Annotated in this window: 15 protein-coding genes; 3 read left to right on the top strand and 12 right to left on the bottom strand. The window is 72.3% G+C overall.

From position 1 onward, the window contains the following. Nucleotides 1–3 precede the first annotated feature (3 nt). From kdpC to ACZ7LE_RS05770, 7 genes are all read right to left on the bottom strand, one after another. Entirely contained in the window at nt 4–630 is a 627-nt protein-coding gene (kdpC, locus tag ACZ7LE_RS05800; RefSeq protein ID WP_470402366.1) for a potassium-transporting ATPase subunit KdpC, read from the bottom strand. 29 nt (nt 631–659) lie between these two features. Beyond that, a complete protein-coding gene (kdpB, locus tag ACZ7LE_RS05795) occupies nt 660–2867 on the bottom strand; it encodes a potassium-transporting ATPase subunit KdpB (protein ID WP_470402365.1) in 2208 nt (735 codons plus the stop codon). Continuing rightward, a complete protein-coding gene (gene kdpA / locus ACZ7LE_RS05790) occupies nt 2864–4531 on the bottom strand; it encodes a potassium-transporting ATPase subunit KdpA (protein WP_470402364.1) in 1668 nt (555 codons plus the stop codon). Before kdpA ends, kdpB begins: the two co-directional genes overlap by 4 nt. 5 nt (nt 4532–4536) lie before the next feature. After that, nucleotides 4537–4629 (bottom strand): K(+)-transporting ATPase subunit F, encoded by a 93-nt coding sequence (gene kdpF, locus ACZ7LE_RS05785; protein WP_020016455.1) that lies wholly within the window; start codon nt 4627–4629, stop codon nt 4537–4539. Between the two features lie 320 nt (nt 4630–4949). Then, entirely contained in the window at nt 4950–5399 is a 450-nt protein-coding gene (locus ACZ7LE_RS05780) for a TFIIB-type zinc ribbon-containing protein (protein ID WP_470403279.1), read from the bottom strand. Between the two features lie 62 nt (nt 5400–5461). Next, nucleotides 5462–6679, bottom strand: a complete 1218-nt coding sequence (locus ACZ7LE_RS05775) for a TFIIB-type zinc ribbon-containing protein (RefSeq protein WP_470402363.1) — start codon at nt 6677–6679, stop codon at nt 5462–5464. Between the two features lie 2 nt (nt 6680–6681). After that, a complete protein-coding gene (locus ACZ7LE_RS05770; protein WP_470402362.1) occupies nt 6682–7809 on the bottom strand; it encodes an SPFH domain-containing protein in 1128 nt (375 codons plus the stop codon). 225 nt (nt 7810–8034) lie between these two features. On the opposite strand from ACZ7LE_RS05770, the gene ACZ7LE_RS05765 reads away from it, so the two are divergent. After that, a complete protein-coding gene (locus tag ACZ7LE_RS05765; RefSeq protein ID WP_470402361.1) occupies nt 8035–8418 on the top strand; it encodes a universal stress protein in 384 nt (127 codons plus the stop codon). Nucleotides 8419–8430: 12 nt separating this feature from the next. Here the strand turns inward: ACZ7LE_RS05765 and ACZ7LE_RS05760 are convergent, their stop codons facing one another. From ACZ7LE_RS05760 to ACZ7LE_RS05740, 5 genes are all read right to left on the bottom strand, one after another. Further along, the gene (locus tag ACZ7LE_RS05760; RefSeq protein ID WP_470402360.1) at nt 8431–9276 is read right to left on the bottom strand and encodes a carbohydrate ABC transporter permease; all 846 of its coding nucleotides are present in this window, start codon (nt 9274–9276) and stop codon (nt 8431–8433) included. Further along, on the bottom strand, nt 9273–10223 hold the full coding sequence (locus tag ACZ7LE_RS05755; RefSeq protein WP_470402359.1) for a carbohydrate ABC transporter permease: 951 nt from the start codon (nt 10221–10223) through the stop codon (nt 9273–9275). Before ACZ7LE_RS05755 ends, ACZ7LE_RS05760 begins: the two co-directional genes overlap by 4 nt. A gap of 65 nt (nt 10224–10288) precedes the next feature. After that, nucleotides 10289–11611: an ABC transporter substrate-binding protein gene (locus ACZ7LE_RS05750; RefSeq protein WP_470402358.1), complete on the bottom strand. Its 1323-nt coding sequence runs from the start codon at nt 11609–11611 to the stop codon at nt 10289–10291. 70 nt (nt 11612–11681) lie between these two features. Continuing rightward, nucleotides 11682–13739, bottom strand: a complete 2058-nt coding sequence (locus ACZ7LE_RS05745; RefSeq protein ID WP_470402357.1) for a glycoside hydrolase family 36 protein — start codon at nt 13737–13739, stop codon at nt 11682–11684. 136 nt (nt 13740–13875) lie between these two features. Beyond that, a complete protein-coding gene (locus ACZ7LE_RS05740) occupies nt 13876–14907 on the bottom strand; it encodes a LacI family DNA-binding transcriptional regulator (protein WP_470402356.1) in 1032 nt (343 codons plus the stop codon). A 268-nt stretch (nt 14908–15175) separates the two neighbouring features. On the opposite strand from ACZ7LE_RS05740, the gene ACZ7LE_RS05735 reads away from it, so the two are divergent. Both ACZ7LE_RS05735 and moaA read left to right on the top strand, forming a co-directional pair. Continuing rightward, nucleotides 15176–17839 carry a carbohydrate-binding protein gene (locus ACZ7LE_RS05735; protein WP_470402355.1) on the top strand — a complete coding sequence of 888 codons (2664 nt, stop codon included), beginning with the start codon at nt 15176–15178 and terminating at the stop codon, nt 17837–17839. Between the two features lie 128 nt (nt 17840–17967). Beyond that, on the top strand, nt 17968–19086 hold the full coding sequence (gene moaA / locus ACZ7LE_RS05730) for a GTP 3',8-cyclase MoaA (protein ID WP_470402354.1): 1119 nt from the start codon (nt 17968–17970) through the stop codon (nt 19084–19086). Nucleotides 19087–19157: the final 71 nt, after the last annotated feature.

Genomic DNA, 19157 nt, shown 5'->3' with positions numbered 1-19157 from the left:
GGATCAGTGTGCGTCATCGAGCGCGAGGTTGAGCTCCAGCACGTTCACCCGCGGCTCGCCCAGCACGCCCAGGGTGCGCCCGGCCGTGTGCTCCGCGACCAGGGCCTCGACGTCGGCCACGGACAGCCCGCGCTCCTTCGCGACCCGGGCGACCTGGATCGCGGCGTACTCCGGGCTGATCTGCGGGTCCAGGCCTGAGCCGGACGCCGTGACGGCGTCGGCCGGGACGTCCGCCGGGTCCACGCCCTCCAGCTCGGCGACGGCGGCCTTGCGCTCCTCGATGGTCGCGACCAGGTCGGGGTTGAGCGGGCCGAGGTTCGACGCGGCGGACGCCGACGTGTCGTACCCGTCGCCTGCGGCGGACGGCCGCGGGTGGAAGTACTCGGCTCCCTCGAAGCCCTGCGCGACGAGCGCGGAGCCCACCGCCTCGGAGCGGTCGGTGGTGTGGGTGCCGTCGGCCCGCACCAGCGAGCCGTTCGCCTGCCAGGGGAAGGCCACCTGCCCGACGGCGGTCGCCGCGAGCGGGTAGGCCAGCCCCAGCAGGAGGGTGAACACGAGCAGCATGCGCAGCCCCGCCAGCGAGTGCCGGGTCAGCGCCGCGAGGTCGCTCGCGACTGTGGTCGATGCCATGAGATTTCCTTTCCGTGCTCAGGACCGGGCTACAGGCCCGGGAGCAGCGAGACGACGAGGTCGATGAGCTTGATCCCGATGAACGGCGCCACCAGGCCGCCGAGGCCGTAGACCAGCAGGTTGCGCGTCAGCAGGGACGACGCCGAGGCGGGCCGGTACTTCACGCCGCGCAGCGACAGCGGGATCAGCGCCAGGATGATCAGCGCGTTGAAGATGACGGCCGACAGGATCGCGGACCCCGGGCTGGACAGCCGCATGATGTTCAGCGCCTCGAGCTGCGGGAACACCGTCATGAACATGGCGGGCAGGATCGCGAAGTACTTCGCGACGTCGTTCGCCACGGAGAACGTGGTCAGCGCGCCACGCGTGATGAGGAGCTGCTTGCCGATCTCCACGATCTCGATGAGCTTGGTGGGGTCGGAGTCGAGGTCCACCATGTTGCCCGCCTCCTTGGCGGCGGACGTGCCGGTGTTCATCGCCACGCCGACGTCGGACTGGGCCAGCGCCGGGGCGTCGTTCGTGCCGTCGCCGGCCATCGCGACCAGCTTGCCGCCCTCCTGCTCGCGCTTGATGAGCGCGAGCTTGTCCTCCGGGGTGGCCTCTGCCAGGACGTCGTCCACGCCCGCCTCCGCGGCGATGGCCCGCGCGGTCACGGCGTTGTCGCCCGTGACCATGACCGACCGGATGCCCATGGCCCGCAGCTCGTCGAACCGCTCGCGCATGCCCTCCTTGACCACGTCCTTGAGCCGGACGACGCCGAGCACCCGCGCGGGCGCCTCGCCCACCTGCTCCGCGACGACCAGCGGCGTGCCGCCGGCCCGGGAGACGGAGTCGACGTGCTTCTCCAGGTCCTTGACCTCCTTGTCGGAGATCTGCGCACCCGTGCTGTGCACCCAGCGCTGGATCGCGCTGCCGGCACCCTTGCGGATGCGGTGCACGCCCCCGCTGGTCGAGCTTGTCGAGACCCCGGCCTCGACAAGCTCGACCACCGATGCCGGCAGGTCCACGCCCGACATCCGGGTCTGGGCCGAGAACGGCACCAGCTCCGCGTCCAGCGGCAGCTCCTCGCCCACGCCGTACTTCTCGTCCACCAGCTCGACGATGCTGCGCCCCTCCGGGGTCTCGTCGGCCAGCGACGCGAGGCGCGCCGCGATCGCGAGCTCCTGCGGCGTCACCCGGCTCACCGGCAGCACCTGGGTGGCCCGGCGGTTGCCGTAGGTGATGGTGCCCGTCTTGTCGAGCAGCAGCACGTCCACGTCGCCCGCCGCCTCCACGGCGCGGCCCGACATGGCCAGCACGTTGCGCTGCACCAGCCGGTCCATGCCCGCGATGCCGATGGCGCTCAGCAGCGCGCCGATCGTCGTCGGGATGAGGCAGACCAGCAGCGCCACCAGGACCAGCAGCGACTGCCGCGAGCCCGAGTAGACCGCGAACGGCGGCAGCGTGGCCACGGCCAGCAGGAACACGATGGTCAGGGACGTGAGCAGGATGTTCAGCGCGATCTCGTTCGGCGTCTTCTGCCGCTCGCTGCCCTCGACCAGGGCGATCATCCGGTCCACGAACGTGGCCCCGGCGGGCGCCGTGATGCGCACGACGACCTGGTCCGAGAGCACCACGGTGCCGCCGGTGACGGCGCTGCGGTCGCCACCGGACTCCCGGATGACGGGGGCGGACTCACCGGTGATGGCCGACTCGTCGATGGACGCGACCCCCTCGATGACGTCGCCGTCGCCCGGGACGGTCTCGCCCGCCGCCACCACGACGACGTCGCCCACCTGCAGCGTCGAGGACGGCACCTCGACCGTGGGCAGCAGGTCGAGCCGCGTGCCCGAGGCCAGGGTGTCCTGCGGGGCGCTGACCTTGCGCGCCGTCGTCTGCTTCTGGGTGGCACGCAGCGTGGAGGCCTGCGCCTTGCCGCGCGACTCCGCCACGGACTCGGCGAGCGTCGCGAACAGCACGGTGGCCCACAGCCACACCGCGATCCACCAGGCGAACACGTCCGGCTCGATGATCGCGAGCACCGTCGTGAGCAGCGCGCCCACCTCGACCACGAACATCACGGGCGAGGTGTACAGCACGCGCGGGTCCAGCTTGCGCAGCGCGCCCGGCAGTGCGGAGCGGACCTGCGCCCAGGTCAGGGCGCGCGGCGTCTGCCGCTTCGCGGGTCGCCGCCGGCCGCCACCGGTCGCGGGCTCTTGGGTCGGAACGTCCGGGACGTTCCGGGTGTCGATGGTCATGACAGGGACTCCACAACGGGACCGAGGGAAAGAACAGGGATGAAGGTGAGCCCCACGACGATGATCGCGACCGTCGCGAGCATGCCCGCGAACAGCGGGCGGTGCGTGGGCAGGGTGCCCGACGTCGCCGGCACCGCGGTCTGGCTCGCGAGGCGGCCCGCCAGGGCCAGCACCAGCGCGATCGGCACGAACCGGCCGATCAGCATCGCCAGGCCCTGCGTCACCTCGTAGAACGGGGTGCCGGAGGTGAGACCGCCGAACGCGGAGCCGTTGTTGTTCGCGGCGGAGGCGTACGCGTACAGCACCTCGGACAGGCCGTGCGGGCCGGCCTCCTGGATGCCCACCAGGCCGGGTTCGACCACCACGGCGGCCGCCGTGCCCACCAGGACCAGCGCGGGCGTGGTCAGCACGTACAGGGCGACGAGCGTCATCTCCTGCCGGCCGATCTTCTTGCCCAGGTACTCGGGGGTACGACCCACCATGAGGCCCGCGATGAACACCGCGACCACGGCCAGCACGAGCATGCCGTACAGGCCCGCGCCCACACCGCCCGGCGCGATCTCGCCCAGCAGCATGTTGAACAGCACCAGCCCGCCGCCCGGCGCCGTGAGCGAGTCGTGCGCCGCGTTCACGGCGCCCGTCGACGTCCCGGTCGTGGCCACCGCGAACAGTGCGCTGCCCGCGAGCCCGAACCGGGTCTCCTTGCCCTCCATCGCGGCACCCGCCGCCTGCGGCGCGGCACCCGGCCCGGCCAGCTCGGCCCAGGTGGTCAGCACGAGCGAGGCCAGGAACAGGCCGCCCATGACGCCCAGGATCGCCCAGCCCTGTCGCTTGTCGCCCACCAGGATGCCGAACGTGCGCGGCAGCGTGAACGGGATGAGCAGGATCAGGAAGATCTCGACCAGGTTGGTGAACGGCGTCGGGTTCTCCAGGGGGTGGCCGGAGTTCGCGTTGAAGAAGCCGCCACCGTTGGTGCCGAGCTCCTTGATGACCTCCTGTGAGGCCACCGGGCCACCCAGCGACTGCTGCGTGGCGCCCTCGACCGTGGTGATCGCGGTGTGCGGGTCCAGGTTCTGGATCACGCCGCCGGCCATGAGCAGCACCGCGGCCACCAGGGACAGGGGCAGCAGGATGCGCGTCACGCCGCGCGTCAGGTCGGACCAGAAGTTGCCGACGCGGGCGTCCGTCCCGGAGCGGGCGAAGCCACGCACCAGGGCGATCGCGACGGCCATGCCGACGGCGGCAGAGACGAAGTTCTGCACGGCCAGGCCTGCCATCTGCACGAGGTGTCCGGCGGCGGCCTCACCCGAGTACCACTGCCAGTTCGTGTTGGTCACGAAGCTGACCGCGGTGTTCCAGGCGCCGGCCGGGTCGAACCCGGTGAAGCCGAGGCTCCACGGCAGGTACGCCTGGAGGCGCAGCATCCCGTAGAGGAAGAGGACGGAGACGAGCGAGAAGCCCAGCAGGGACATCAGGTAGGTGGTCCAGCGCTGCTCGGCGTCCGGGTCCACCCGGACCAGGCGGTACCAGAGGCGCTCGGCACGCAGGTGCTTCGGGCTGGAGTAGACGCGCGCCATGTACGCGCCCAGCGGCGCGTGGACGGCGGCGAGCAGGGCGAACAGGACGAGCGCCTGCGCCACCGCGACGAGAACCGGTGTGCTCATGGCGCTCACCGCGTCCGGTCGGCGCGGATCAGCGCCACGAAGAGGTAGACGAGGCCCGCCAGGGTGAGCACGAGGCCCACGGCGTCAAAGGGGTTCACTTCCGCCTCCCCGAGGGGCGGGCGGAGTCGTGGCTCGCGGAGGCGCGCCGCGCCACCAGGGCCACCACGGCGAAGAACGCCACGGTCAGGAGGATGAAGGCCAGATCGGTCATGCCACTGGTCTACGCCTGCGCGCGACCTGTGGAGCCGGTCCTTGACGGAACGCTGACGCGGGGGTTGCTACCTCTGATGCCCTCCTGACGCCGGGCGCCGTCGGCGCAACCGGCAGGCGCCATCGAACGTAGGGTCCGTCGGCTCATGAACGCTCATGAGCCGACGGACCCTACGTTCGACCGCTGGGGCAGCGGGTGCCGCCGGGGTCAGAAGTCGAAGAGCTCCCCGAGGATCGACTCCTTGCGCTTCTTCTTGTAGCGCGGGTCGTAGCGGCGGTCGTCGTACGACTCGTACCGGCGGTCGTTGTCGTAGCGGCGGTCGCGGTCGTAGCGCCGGTCGTCGTCACGGCGCCGGCGGTCGTCGTCGCGGCGCCGGTCGTCGTAGCGCGGGTCGTAGGCCGGCTGCGGCGAGCCGTAGGCCGGGCCGGCGTGCACCGGGTTCGGCGCCGGCGGGGCGGCGGGGGCGGGCGGCGCGACGGGGGCCGACGGCGTCGTCGGGCGGTTTTCCGCGGCGATCTCGGCCTCGACCGACCGGTCGATCACCTTGTCGAGCTCGCCACGATCCAGCCACACGCCACGGCACGTGGGGCAGTAGTCGATCTCGATCCCCTTGCGCTCGGACATGACGAGCGTGGTCTGGTCGATGGGGCACAGCATCGGGATGGTCTCCTCGCGGTCGTCGTTACCGCTCGCCAACGGACGGGACAGGTCTGCGGTTCCTACACCACCGGGTACACCGGGACTCCCACGCTCTCACGCCAACCCGGCGCGGCCCAGTGCGCGGCGGCCTCGGTGAGGGCTGCGCCGGCCGGGCCGAGGGCCCCCGCCGAGCCGCCGTCACCGTTCGCGACGACCGCCCAGACGATCGCCGCCGCGACGAGCAGGCCTGCCAGCACGGCCAGCGTGATCTTCCACGCCGACCACGGCCGCTCACCGACCACCTCGGCCGTGCGCGCGTTGACCAGCACCTGGAACGGCTTGCCGCCGTACAGGTACGTGGCGATCCACGCGGGCAGCAGGAGGAGCTTGTACGTCACCGCGGCGTAGCTGGTGTGCACCTGGTGCACGCGCTGCACGTCGCCGCCGATGTCCCGCTCGCAGTCGTTCTCGATGACCGGCGCCATCTCCCCCTTGGCCGCGTCCAGCCCGGCCTCGGGCTCGACGTCGTACCGCAGGGTCTCGTAGCCGGCGAGGTAGTCGGGCTGATAGGGGCGGGCCTGCTGCAGCGGCCACGGGCTGAGCTTCGCCAGGTGCTCGGGCATGACGCGGTGGGTCCCGGTCACGAGCACGTCGTCGAAGTCCCGTGCCACGGTGCCCGACGCCGGGTACCAGCGGGTCTTCTGCACCTGCCGGGTCTGCGTCTGGCTGCGGCCCTCGGAGTCGGTGGTCGTGTAGGTCTCGGTGACCCAGTAGTGCTCGCCGCGCTGTCCGGTGTAGTCCGAGCGGGTGCGCGCGTCGAAGGTCCAGTGCGGCAGGTAGACGCCGTGCGCCTGCTCCGCCGAGACGACCTTCTTCAGGGCCGACGGCGCGAACCACCGCGAGCGCACCCAGGCCTGCAGGGCGCCCTGCATGGCCGCCCGGTCCACCTCGAAGGGCAGCACGGCCTCGGGCTCGACGAGGCCGAGGTTCTCGACCTCCGCGACCATCGGCGACCCGCAGAACCCACACTTCTGGGACAGGTGGTCGCTGGTGGTCACGGCACCGCAGGTGTCGCACCGGTAGTCGTGCGCCGCGGGCGCGGCGGGCCGCGCCGTCGCCGCCAGGGCCGCGAAGTCGTGCTCGCGCACCTCGCGGACGACGGCGGTGACCTCCTGCTCGTGGCCGCAGTACGGGCAGGTCAGCGTGCCGGTGCCGGCCGCGAACTCGACGGCGGCCCCGCACTGCGCGCAGGGGTAGGCGTGGTGGGCGGCGGGTCCGCCGTCGGTGAGCTCCGCCATGCTCAGGCCTGCGGGAGCGGGGGCGGCGTGGCACCGAGGTGCTTCGCCACGTCCGGGACCGACGCCGCCGGCTCCCAGCCGGCCATGCCCGCGCGCCAGATCAGCGTGGTCGGCGTGAGGGTGCCGGCGGCGGCCTGGCCCGCGAGCGCGGCGTCGTCGAACGGGCCGGTCTGCGCGCCACCGTTGCCCAGGTACCAGCCTCCGGGCAGGGGCGGCGGGCCCGACGTCGCGGCCGGGGCCGGGGCGGGCGCAGCGGGTGCCGGCTGCGTGGGCGGCACGATCGCGTTGCCCACGCCGTGGCCCAGGCCCATGCCGATCACGGCGCCCGCGGCGCCGCCGCCGTCGGCCGCGGCCTCCATGGCCTGACCGGCCTGGAACTGCTGGAAGGCGGCCATGCTGCCCACGGGGCCGGACGAGACGATGCCCATGGACGTGCGCTTGTCGAGGGCCTCCTCGACCTCGGGCGGCAGCGAGATGTTCTCGATGACGAACTTCGGCACGGAGATGCCGAGGTCGGTCGCGAGCTCCTCGGTGAGCCGGGCAGCGAGCTGGTCGCCGAGGTCGCCGTGGTGGGCGGCGACCTCGACGACGGGGATGCCGGACGACGAGAGCACGCTCGCGAAGTGACTCACCACGTTCTGGCGCAGGTACTCGTGCACCTCGTCGGTGCGGAACTGCGGGTCGGTGCCGACCAGCTCGCGCAGCAGCAGCTGGGGGTCGGTGACCCGCGCCGAGAAGGCGCCGAAGGCCCGCACGCGCACCATGCCCAGCTCCGGGTCGCGCATCATGACGGGGTTCTTGGTGCCCCACTTCAGGTCCGTGAACTGGCGGGTGCTGACGAAGTACACCTCGGCCTTGAACGGCGAGTGGAAGCCGTGCTTCCAGCCCTTGAGCGTCGACAGCACGGGCAGGTTCTGGGTCTCGAGGGTGTACGTGCCGGGCTGGAAGACGTCCGCGATCACGCCCTCGTTGACGAAGACGGCGGTCTGGGACTCGCGCACCACGAGGCGGGCGCCCATCTTGATCTCGTTCTCGTAGCGGGGGAACCGCCAGACGATCGTGTCCCGCGTGTCGTCGAGCCACTCGACGATGTCGACGAGCTCACCCTTGATCTTGTCCAGCAGGCCCATGCCGTCTTCCTCTTCTCTCCACCCGAGCGCATGCCCGGGAACCCCGGGCACTCGGACCCTACAAGTCCGGTACGTCCCGGCAAACGAAAAGGGGTCCCGTTCGGTGCCCGGGTCGTCCCACGGATGTTCCACGCGTCGTCCGGCGCCTGCCGGTGGACCGGACATGTGAGAGAGTTTCACCGCAGGGTGACTACCCGGCGAACCTGTCCGGAGGTGCTAGGACCGATGACCGTCCTCGTGGCATACAACGAGTCGCCCCAGGGTGAGGCGGCCATGCGCGCCGCCGTCGCCGAGGCGGTACGACGCCGGCAGGAGCTGGCCGTCCTCGTGCTCACGCCGCAGGCGGACACCAAGGTCCCCGCGTCGCTCGCGCACCTGCTCGACACGGTGCCCGGCACGGTCACCGTCGCGCCCGTCACGTTCCGCGCCGAGCAGGCCGACGTGGCCGACGCGATCGTCGACCAGGCCGAGGCCGTCGCCGCCGAGCTCGTGGTCATCGGCTCGCGCAAGCACTCCACGGTGGGCACGTTCCTGGTCGGCTCGACGACGCAGCAGGTGCTGCTCGACTCCCCGGCCCCCGTGCTGGTGGTCAAGGCCAGCTACGCCTGAGCCGCACCGCCCCTACTTCACTGCGCCCGACGTGATCCCCGAGATGATCTTGCGCTGCGCCACCACGAACACGACCAGCAGCGGCAGGCTCATCAGCACCACGTAGGCGAAGATCAGGTGCCAGTTGTCCAGGTACAGCCCGGCACTGGCCACCTGGAACAGGTTCAGCGGCAGCGTGTCGAGGCGCCCGCCGACGACGAAGAACGCGTAGAAGACGTCGTTCCACACGTACAGGCAGATCAGGATGGTCGCCGTCGAGAGCACCGGGGCGAGCAGCGGCAGGATGATCCGGCCGAACACCCGCAGCGGGCCGGCGCCGTCGACCCGCGCCGCCTCCTCGAGCTCCACCGGGATGGTGCGGATGAACCCGGTGACGAAGAAGATCACCGTGGACAGGTACATGCCCATGTAGACGCCGATCATCCCGATCGCCGTGCCCGCGAGGCCGAGCTGGCGCAGCAGGAGCACCACGGTCACGACGGCGGGCGGCAGCACGATGCCGCTGATCGCCAGCGCGTAGAGCACGGCCATCAGCCGGGAGCTGCGGCGGGCGAGCACCCACGAGGCGAGCGACCCGAGCGCGAGCACCCCGATCACGGCCGGGACCATGACCAGCAGGCTCCCGAAGAACGCCGCGGGGACCCTGCCCTGCTCCCAGACGGCCGCGAAGTTCTCGGCGTACTGCCACGTCGTGGGGAGGGAGAGGTCCGGGTTCAGGGCCTCGCCCTGGGACTTGCCCGCGGTGACGACGACGATCCACAGCGGCAGGCCGATCAGCAGGACGACGGCGAGGATCGCGGCCACCGGCTGGACGCGCCGCCAGATGCCGTGCCGGCCGGTCAGGGAACGGGTGCTCACAGGACGTCCTCCCTCTTGCGCAGGGTCCGGATGACGGGGAACGCGAGGGCCACCACGACCACGAAGAGCACGAGGCTCATGGTCGTGGCCTGGGCGAACAGGCCCTGCCCGAACGTGCGGAAGATGAAGATGTTGAGCAGCTCCGTGGTGCGCGCCGGCCCGCCGCCGGTGGTCGCCTGCACGATGTCGAAGCCGTTCATCGAGCCCAGCAGTGCCGTGGCGACGTTGAAGGTCAGCGCGGGCGCGAGCAGGGGGAACCGGATGTCGCGGAACGTGGTCCACGCCGAGGCGCCGTCCAGCCGCGCGGCCTCCAGCACGTCCTCGCTGATGGTCTTGAGGCCCGCGAGGTAGATGAGCATGGACAGCCCCATCCACTTCCAGGAGTGGATCAGCGCGACCACGACGAGCGTCCAGGTGGTGTCGCCCAGCCACGGGATCGTGACCGGGTGGCCCACGAGCGCGCCGAGGATGGCGTTGGCGGCGCCGTCCGGCTTGAGGATCGCCTGGAACACGTACCCGGCTGCGAGCGCGGACATGACCACCGGGATGAAGAACATGACCCGCGCGAACCGGTTGATCCGGGTGTCGCGTTCGAGCAGCAGCGCGAGGAGCAGCCCGAAGAGGTTCTGGAAGATCGCCACGAGGACCGCGTAGACCAGCGTGATCCGCAGCGACGTCAGGAGCGTGCCGCTGGCGAGGAGGTCCTGGAAGTTCTGCAGCCCGACGAACGCGATCTCGCTCTTGAAGCTCGACCAGTCGGTGAGCGCGTAGACGAAGTTGAAGATCGTCGGCAGGAAGAAGAACACCCCGAGCACCGCGAACGCCGGGATCAGGTAGGCGGCGGGGTGGCTCGCGCGGTGGCGACGGCCGGTGCGCGCCGTCGGGCGACGCGACGCCGGCGGTCTCGCCGGCGGGATCGATGCTCGTGCGGTGGTCTGTGCGGTCACGATCAGTCCTCGGACGGTGGGTGCCGGGCCGCCTCGCGGCGGCCCGGCACCCGGGCGGATCTGGGTCAGAAGCCTTCGATGCCCTGGGCGCGGGCGAGCTGGGCGAACTGGTCCTGGGTCTGCTGGGCGACCTGCTCGGGCGTGGTCGTGCCCTGGATCATGTCGGCCAGGTAGATGTACAGGTCGGGGTTCGCCACGGCAAGCGCCTGCATGGACCCGACGGACTCGCCGAGGGACGCGTGCACGTCGAGCAGCGCCTGCGGCACCGTGTCCGGCGTCGGCACGGCGTCCTGCAGCGAGATGGTGTCGCGGTCCGCGACGAAGTCGGCGTACCCGTCGCCGAGCCAGTACGCGAGGAGCTGACGCGCGGCCGCCTCGCGGTCGGCGTCACCGGTGCGGAACGCGACCAGCGCGTTCGACTGGTCGGGGATGAACGTGCCGACGTTGCCCGTGGGCGAGATCGGGAAGAAGCCGATCTTCTCGTCGAGCTCGGCCTGGTCCGCCTTGGCCTGGAGCTGCCCGAAGAACGAGTTCACCTGGACCGCCATCGCGGCGTCCCCGGCCAGCAGGGCGTCCGCCTGGTCCTCGAACGTCGCGGTCTTGATGTCCTCGTTGAACAGGCCCTCGTCGATCAGGCCCTGGTAGGTCTCGATCGCGCCGAGGATCTCCGGGTCGGTGAACTTCTCCTCGCCGGTGTTCACGCGGTCCCACAGGCCGTCCCGGGCGGCGTCGGCGAGCTGCACCTGGACCCACCACTGCGTGGCCCAGCGGTCGCCCGCCATCTCGAAGAACGGCGTCTGCCCGTCGGACTTCAGCGCACGGGCCGTCTCGAGGAAGGCGTCCCAGTCGGCGGGCGGCTCGGTGATGCCGTGCTCCGCGAACACCTCCTTGTTGTAGTAGACGCCCTCGACGGCGGGGCTCGTGACCAGGGCCGCGTAGCGGGTGCCGTCGAGGACGCCCGTCATGTCGGCGAGCCCGTCGGTGTACGCGTCGACGAACTGCGCGCCGTCGAGCGGCTGCAGGTTGGTCGGCGCGTTGAGCGCGGTCAGCATCGAGCCGGTCGGCTGCCAGAACGCGAGGTCGGGCAGGTCGCCCGTGGCGACCTTGGTCTGCACGCCCTGCTCGTACGGGTCGGGGATGGTGACGACCTCGACCTCGGCCCCGGTCAGCTTCTCGAACCCGGCGACGACGGCGTCCGGTGCGGTGTTCGAGTTCTGCGCGGCCCAGATGGTGAGCTTCGTGCCGGTCAGGTCGGTGTCCTGGGCGGGCCACTCGGCCGCCCCTGCCTCGGGGGCGGCGCCGCCGGTGCCCGCGGTCGGGTCGCTGCACCCGGTCGCGAGGAGGCCGACGGCGACGAGGGCCGTCGTGATGGTCAGATACCTCTTCATATCGACTCCTTGGATGGTCGCAGTCTTCGCCGACTGCGGGTCGAGCGGGGCCGCCCGGCGGCCCCGGTGATCAGGCGAGGCCGGCGTGCCGGACCCTCAGGACGCGGGCCTGCGGCCCGGACGGGATGCGCAGGTGGACGGGTCCGTCCGCTTCGCGCGTGACGTGCCACCCGTCGTCGGGCGGCCCGTAGGCGATGTCGACGCCGCCCGCGGGCAGGTCGAGGTCGATCTCGGTGGCCTCGGCCCCGCGCCACCAGACGACGACGAGCGACTCGTCGGCGCCGCGCAGCCCGGCCGCCAGCAGCGGGGCGCTCCAGGCGGGCAGGCCCAGCGGCCAGAACGGCACGGAACCGGTCAGCCGCTCCGCCCACTCCTTGGCCAGGTCCACGCCGCCCGCGACGAGCGCCGCCTGCTCGGGCGTCATCTCGTGCAGCCGGCCGGACAGGTAGAGGCGGCCGGCGAGCCCCGTGCACAGCGTGAAGACGATCTCCTCGTCGGTCATGTCCGGCTGCGGGTAGGCCCAGTTCGCGGCCTGCTCCGGCACGATCCCGACGAGCGCGCCCGCCGCGATCGGCGGATAGAGCAGCGGGTTCTGCTGGTCCGACGTCGACTGCAGGTCGAGCCGGGAGAGCAGGGCGTAGTCGGCGCGCATGGCGCCCGAGGCGCAGTTCTCGATCACCAGGTCGGGATGCCGGGCGAGCACGCCGTCGATCCAGTCGAGGTGGGCCCGGTTCTGCTGGAGCAGGCCGTCGCCCGGGCTGTCGGCACCCAGGTCCGTGCCCGCCCCGGGGGTGACGTTGTAGTCCAGCTTGAAGTAGCCGACACCGAAGTCCTCGACCAGCCGGTCGACCACCTCGTCGAGGTGCTTGACGACGTCGCGGTGCCGCAGGTCGAGCAGGTGCCGGCCGTGCTCGGTGATCCGCACGCCGCCCCGCTGCAGGAACGCCTCGTCCGGCAGCCGCTCCGCGAGCGGGCTGCGGACGCCCACCACCTCGGGCTCCAGCCAGAGCCCCGGCACCATGCCGCCCGCGCGGATGGCGTCGACCACCGTGCGCAGCCCGCCGTCGGGAAACCGCGAGGCCGACGGCTCCCACAGGCCCACCGAGTCCCACCAGTCGCCGCCGTCGTCGTACCACCCGGCGTCGATGCAGAAGAGCTCCGCCCCGGTCCGGGCCGCGGCGTCGACCAGCGGCAGGAGCTTGGCCGTGGTCGGGTCGCCCATGAGCGTGTTCATGTAGTCGTTGAAGACGACGGCGGGGCGGCGCGGGTTGCGGCGCAGCGCGCGGCGGTGCCGCGTCATCTCCGCGAGCGCGTCCTGCCAGTCGCCCGCCGCCGCGAGGGACACCTGGACGGACTCGAACGACGCGCCGGGCGCGAGCACCCGGGTCCAGGCGTGGTCGTCGTCGGTGGGGCCGAACAGGCCCAGGACCAGCACCTCGGCATCGTCCCGGTCGAGGCGGACGCCGAGCTCGGCGCGCCAGGCGCCGTTGTGCTCGATCTGCCAGGCCAGCGCGGGGCCGTCCTCCGCCCGGAGCACGCCGGCCGGGTTGCGGCTGCCCGAGGACCACGTGCCGGTGCTGACCAGGTTGCGCGAGCCGCGCGCGTCCTGGTGCTGGTGCGCGGGCAGGTCCAGCCCGACGAGCCCGTCCTGGCCGGAGAGTCGGGTCCACGCCCAGCGGTTCTCCCCCACCCACTCGCTGTGCCCCTCCAGGGACAGTGTGCCCGCGACCGGGGCCGCGCCCACGGGGCGGCCGATCACCAGCGAGGACACGGCCTGGAGCGCGACGGGCCCGGCCCCGTCGTTGCGCACGGTGGTCCAGGACCGGAGCGATGCGCCGTCCGCGCGGACCTGGAGGTGGGAGGTCACGTGCAGGCCGGTGACGGCGTCACCCTGGAACGCGCGGACCGTCGTCCACCCGTCGGTCGACGTCACGTCGTGGCCGAGCACCCGCAGCCGCGCGCCCACGGCGGTGGCCGTGTTGCGGGTGTTGGCGCTGGCCCGTCCCTGCCCGACGGCGAGGATCTCCACCAGCGGCTGGGCCGGCGTCCCCGTCGTGGCGAGGGCGGCCGGGCCGTCGGCCGGCAGCACGAGCGCGAGCTCGTCCTGGTCCCGGGTCCAGAGGGTCACTCGCGTCGCTGCGGAGCGTGGGTTGGCCGTCGTCGGCTGGCTTGCTGGCACGCCGCTATGAAAGCGCATATCAGAACGGAGCGCAAGACTGCATCCAGATGGCTTTTTTCGGCGCCCTATCCGGGCGCAACCGCTTTCAGGCTGTGCGCGAGGCGGTGTGCGGGGCCGCCGACGACCTGAGGATCAGGTCGGGCACGAACCGCACGGACGGGGGCACGTCCCCGCTGTCGATCTGTGCGTTGAGCAGCTGGAACGCCCGCTGCCCGAGCCGCACGAAGTCCTGCCGCACGGTCGTCAGGGGCGGGGTCCACAGGTGGCTGAGCGGGTGGTCGTCGAAGCCGATGACGCTCACGTCGGCGGGCACGCTCCTCCCGGCGTCGGCCAGGCCCTTGGTCAGGCCCATGGCGAGCTCGTCGTTGCCGCACAGCACCGCGGTGACGTCGGGCATCAGGGCCAGACGGGCGCCCGCGTCGTAGCCGGAGTCCGGCGACCAGTCGGCGTACAGCACCGCAGGCTCGGGCGCGCCCGCCTCGGTGAGGGCGTCGCGCCAGCCCAGCATGCGGGCGCTCGGGCGGCCGGGCGACGGGATCGCCACGTGGTGCACCGTGCGGTGGCCGATCTCCAGGAGATGCCTGGTGGCACGGGCCGCCGCGAACCGGTCGTCCATGAACGCGTGCGCCACCTGCTCGTCGGCGGGCCGGCCCGAGGCCGCCGCGACGACGGGCAGCCACTGCGGGATCGCGGCGAGCGCGGCGACGCCCGGCGGGTCGTACTCCAGCACGATCGCGCCGGCCATCGGCTGGCCGAGCGCGTGGTCGATGGCGGCGTCGACCGTACGCCGGTCGTCGGTCTCGACCACGGAGATGACCACCATGTAGCCCGCCTGGCGGGCGGCCTCCTCGATGCCCTGGAGCGTCGAGGCGTAGCCGTAGCGCGTGGTGTCGCCCGCGAACACGGCGATCATGGGCTGGCCGCCGGTGGCCAGTGCCCGTGCGGCGCCGTTGGGCCGGAAGCCCAGCTCCTTGATCGCGGCCATGACCCGCGCCCGGCGCTCGGGGCCCACCGGCACCGAGCCGCTGAGCACGCGCGAGACGGTCGGCACGGAGACGCCGGCGACGCGCGCGACGTCGGCGATGACAGGCGGCTTCATCGGGCGGTCTGGTTCCACGGGGCCAGGCTACGTGCAATCCGCGCGAAGGACGCCGGACACTCTTGCCAACCCGAATGATTAACGCTTTCATGGTCCCGGCGCCGCGTCCTCGACGCGAGCGCCGCCCTCCCTCCGCCCAGAGACGGTGCAATGGCGGGCGACAGGTAGACCGACCGATGGTCCCGATCCACGAAGGAGTGGAACACAGGTGAATGTTCCTGATAGCGCAGATCAAATCCGCACCGAGCGGCGGTCCAGACGGCGCCGCGCGTGGAGCGGTCTCGCGGTGACGACCCTCGCCGCGGCCACCCTCACCGTCGCGCAGCCGGCGGCGGCCGACCCGGAGAGCCTGACGGTGGACTTCGGCACCACGACCGGCGCGTTCCGGGGCGGCGCGACGGGCACGCTCTACGGCTTCGGCGACGTGGGCGTGCCCACGACCGCGCTCGTCAACGGCGCCCACGTGACCAACTCCTCCCAGCGCGCGCCGTACGGCACGCAGCACCCCAGCGGCGACGCACTGCGGGTCGAGGACGGGTTCTTCGCCAAGCACGGCGAGGAGCTGGCGATCTACATCCAGGACTACTACCCGGACTGGTCCTACAACGGGGGCAGGCGGCCGGGCGACACCCGCACCTACGACCAGGCGACCGGCACGTACACGGAGCAGCCCAACGGGGTGTGGGACTACCTCGAGATCGTCGAGTTCGTGACCGAGGCCGTGGCCACGCAGTCCGAGCATCCCGAGAAGTACCTCTTCATCCCGTTCAACGAGCCGGACGGCGGCAACTGGTACCCGGACTGGGCGGGCCAGCGCGAGCAGTTCCTGGGCGACTGGTCGGCGGTACACGCCAAGATCCAGGAGGTCTGGCAGGCCCACGGGCTGGGACACGCGCGGATCGGCGGCCCCGGGGACACCCGCTGGCAGCCGGAGCGCTCGGCGGACTTCCTCACGTACACACGCGACCACGGCAACCTGCCGGACGTGTTCATCTGGCACGAGCTGGGCATCGACAACCTCGCGACGTACCGGTCGCACTTCGCCGACTACCGCGCGCTGGAGCAGCGGCTGGGCATCTCGCCGATCCACGTGAACATCACCGAGTACGGCATGCTGCGCGACATGGGCGTGCCCGGCCAGCTCGTCCAGTGGCTCTCGATGTTCGAGGACACCAAGGTCGACGCCCAGACCGCCTACTGGAACTACGCGGGCAACCTCTCCGACAACACCGCGCGGCCGAACGGCGCCAACGCCGGCTGGTGGATGTTCAAGTGGTACGGCGACCTGGCCGGCTCGCAGACCGTCCGGGTGACGCCGCCCGAGCCGGACACGGTCGACACCCTCCAGGGCATCGGCGCGGTCGACACGGACGACCGGCGCGCCACGGTGCTGTACGGCGGGACCGACTCCGACGTCCGCCTCGACCTGCGGGGCCTGGACCCCACGGTGTTCGGCCGCACGGTCGACGTCGAGGTCCGCGAGGTCACGGTGACCGGCGCGGAGGGGCTCGCCGGCACACCGCGCGTCGTCCACGCCGTCGACGGCGCCCGCGTGGCCGGCGGCCGGCTGGACCTCACCCTGCCCACGTACGACCGGTACGCCGCCTACCAGGTGGTGATCACGCCCGCGCAGGACCGCGCGGTCACCGTGGACCCGGTCTGGACCACCAGCGTGGAGGCGGAGGACACGGCGCTCACCGCCGCCCAGACCTACTTCCAGGACCCGCGGGCCGGCGGCGGCTGGAAGTTCCTCGCCTCGGGCAGCCACGACGTCGGGTCGTTCAACCGGCCGGGCTCCCGCGCCGACTGGACGGTCACCGTGCCCCGCACCGGCACCTACCGCTTCCAGGTCATCGGGGCCACGCCGGGCGCGCCCGGCCGGCACGCCCTCTTCGTCGACGACGCCCACCGGACCACCGTCCAGTACACGGCCGACCTGGCGCTGACCAGCACGGCGCGGTGGCAGTACCGCGGCAGCACGGAGGTCGCCGTGGACCTGACGGCGGGCACCCACGTGCTGTCCCTCCGCGCGAGCCAGGACGGCACCACGGTGCTGCCCGGGTCGGACATCACCCTGGACAAGCTCGTCCTGACCGACGTGACGGACGGCGAGCCGACCGTGTACCCCGCCAGCACGCTGCGCTACTACGGCGGGGCCGGTCTCGGCTGGGAGCCGGGCACGCGCGGGTTCGGCCACGTGGCGGGCCAGGCCCAGCGGGCCGACGCCTACGTCAACGCGATGGAGACCGGCTACTACGACCTCGCGGTCGAGTACCACACGGCCGGGCCGTCCGACCTGCGCCTCGACCTCGGCGGCCGCGAGCTGCCGCGGGTGCAGGTGTCGAACGGCGGCCACCGCCGCACCACCATCCGCGTGCACCTCACCGAGGGGATCAACGAGCTGGAGCTGCGCTCCACGCGCGGGGTCCGCGTGAAGTCGGTGACCGTCACGCGGGCGGCCGACGGCGACGCGGCGGCCTCGACGTTCGAGGCTGAGGACCTGACGCTGCGCGGCGACGCGGTGGTGCGGAGCGTCGACCCCGCGTCGGGCTCGAACGCCTCGGGCGGGAAGTACGCGGGGTCGGTCGGCCAGGGCAGCGAGAACCACGTGGCGATCCCGCGCGGCGCCGGGTTCGACACCCCGGGCGACTACGACCTGGTGGTCCACTACGCGAACGCCGAGCTGGCCGGGGAGCACGACTACAACCCGCAGGTGGTCGACCGCCAGGCGGTCGTCACCGAGGGCTCGCGGGAGGCACCGGCCGGTTCCGCCTTCTTCCGCTACACCTACGCGTGGGACAGCTACTGGCAGCGGACGGTGCCGGTCACGCTGACCACGGGTGACGGCGAGATCCGGATCGGCAACCCGTCGGCCTGGGCGCCCGACATCGACAAGGTGACCGTCGCGCCGCTGGTCGTCGGCGCGCCGGCCACCACCCGGATCCGGTAGTCCGTCCGCACTCGCCTTCGAGGCCGGGGTTTCTTCGCTTTCCGCCCCCGGAAAGCGGAGAAACCCCGGCCTCGAAGTGGAGGTGGACGACGGCGGGTGCGCCCGCCGGGCTGGTCTAGTCTCGGGAGATGACCGCTGTGACTCTCGGCATCCCGTCGGTACGAGGCGTGCCCCGGCGCGCGGCCACGCCGGCGGGCCGGCCGCGCCCGGAGACGCCGCTGCTGGTCGACCGGTACGGGCGGGTCGCCCGCGACCTGCGGGTGTCGATCACGACAGCCTGTTCCCTGCGCTGCACGTACTGCATGCCGGCCGAGGGCCTGCCCCTGGTGCCGCGCGACGAGCTGATGACGCCGGACGAGATCGGCCGGCTCGTCGGCGTCGGCGTGCGCGACCTCGGCATCCGCGACATCCGGTTCACGGGCGGCGAGCCGCTCATGCGCCGCGACCTGGAGCAGATCATCGGCGCGGCGCGCACGGCGGCCGACGACGCGATGCGCGCCCTCGGCTCCGACGAGCACGTCCGCATCGCCATGACGTCGAACGCGCTCGGGCTGGACAAGCGCGTGAAGGCCCTGGTCGCGGCCGGGCTGGATCGCGTCAACGTCTCGCTGGACACGGTCGACCGCCAGGCGTTCACGACCCTGACCCGGCGCGACCGCCTCGACGACGTGCTCACGGGGATCCGCGCGGCGCTGGCCGCCGGCCTGGCGCCCGTCAAGATCAACGCGGTGCTGCTGCCCGAGACCCTGGCGGGCGCCGCCGACCTGCTCGCCTGGTCCGTGGAGCACGGCTGCAACCTCCGGTTCATCGAGGAGATGCCGCTCGACGCCGACGGGCGCTGGACCCGCGACGACGTCGTCAGCGCGGCCGACCTGCTGGAGGTGCTGCAGGAGCGGTTCACGCTCACGCCCGCCGGCCGCGAGGACCCGTCCGCCCCGGCCGAGGAGTGGCTGGTGGACGAGGGTCCGGCCACCGTCGGCATCATCGCCTCGGTGACCCGCTCGTTCTGCGGGGCCTGCGACCGCACCCGGCTGACCGCCGAGGGCACCGTGCGCTCGTGCCTGTTCGGCAACGAGGAGACGGACCTCAAGTCCCTGCTGCGCGCCGGCGCCACCGACGACGAGGTGGGCGACGCGTGGCGGGCCGCCATGTGGGCCAAGCCCCGCGCCCACGGCAGCGACGCCGCCGAGCTGGCCGCCGACGCCTTCGCCGAGACCGAGCGCAGCATGGGCGCCATCGGCGGCTGAGATGTCGCCTCGTCGAGACGACCGGTAGAGGATCGTCCATCTGCATAGTAGAGACTCGTCGAAATGCCTAA

This window comes from Promicromonospora sp. NPDC110617 (assembly GCF_055598465.1).
The sequence above is the reverse complement of the archived record's forward strand: the minus strand, read 5'-3'. Positions and strand labels throughout refer to the sequence as shown.

Excerpts from the sequence above, each read along its gene's own strand:
- kdpC (WP_470402366.1), bottom strand. The coding sequence starts at position 630 with ATGGCATCGACCACAGTCGCGAGCGACCTCGCGGCGCTGACCCGGCAC.
- kdpB (WP_470402365.1), bottom strand. The coding sequence starts at position 2,867 with ATGACCATCGACACCCGGAACGTCCCGGACGTTCCGACCCAAGAGCCC.
- kdpA (WP_470402364.1), bottom strand. The coding sequence starts at position 4,531 with ATGAGCACACCGGTTCTCGTCGCGGTGGCGCAGGCGCTCGTCCTGTTC.
- ACZ7LE_RS05780 (WP_470403279.1), bottom strand. The coding sequence starts at position 5,399 with ATGCTGTGCCCCATCGACCAGACCACGCTCGTCATGTCCGAGCGCAAG.
- ACZ7LE_RS05775 (WP_470402363.1), bottom strand. The coding sequence starts at position 6,679 with ATGGCGGAGCTCACCGACGGCGGACCCGCCGCCCACCACGCCTACCCC.
- ACZ7LE_RS05770 (WP_470402362.1), bottom strand. The coding sequence starts at position 7,809 with ATGGGCCTGCTGGACAAGATCAAGGGTGAGCTCGTCGACATCGTCGAG.
- ACZ7LE_RS05765 (WP_470402361.1), top strand. The coding sequence starts at position 8,035 with ATGACCGTCCTCGTGGCATACAACGAGTCGCCCCAGGGTGAGGCGGCC.
- ACZ7LE_RS05750 (WP_470402358.1), bottom strand. The coding sequence starts at position 11,611 with ATGAAGAGGTATCTGACCATCACGACGGCCCTCGTCGCCGTCGGCCTC.
- moaA (WP_470402354.1), top strand. The coding sequence starts at position 17,968 with ATGACCGCTGTGACTCTCGGCATCCCGTCGGTACGAGGCGTGCCCCGG.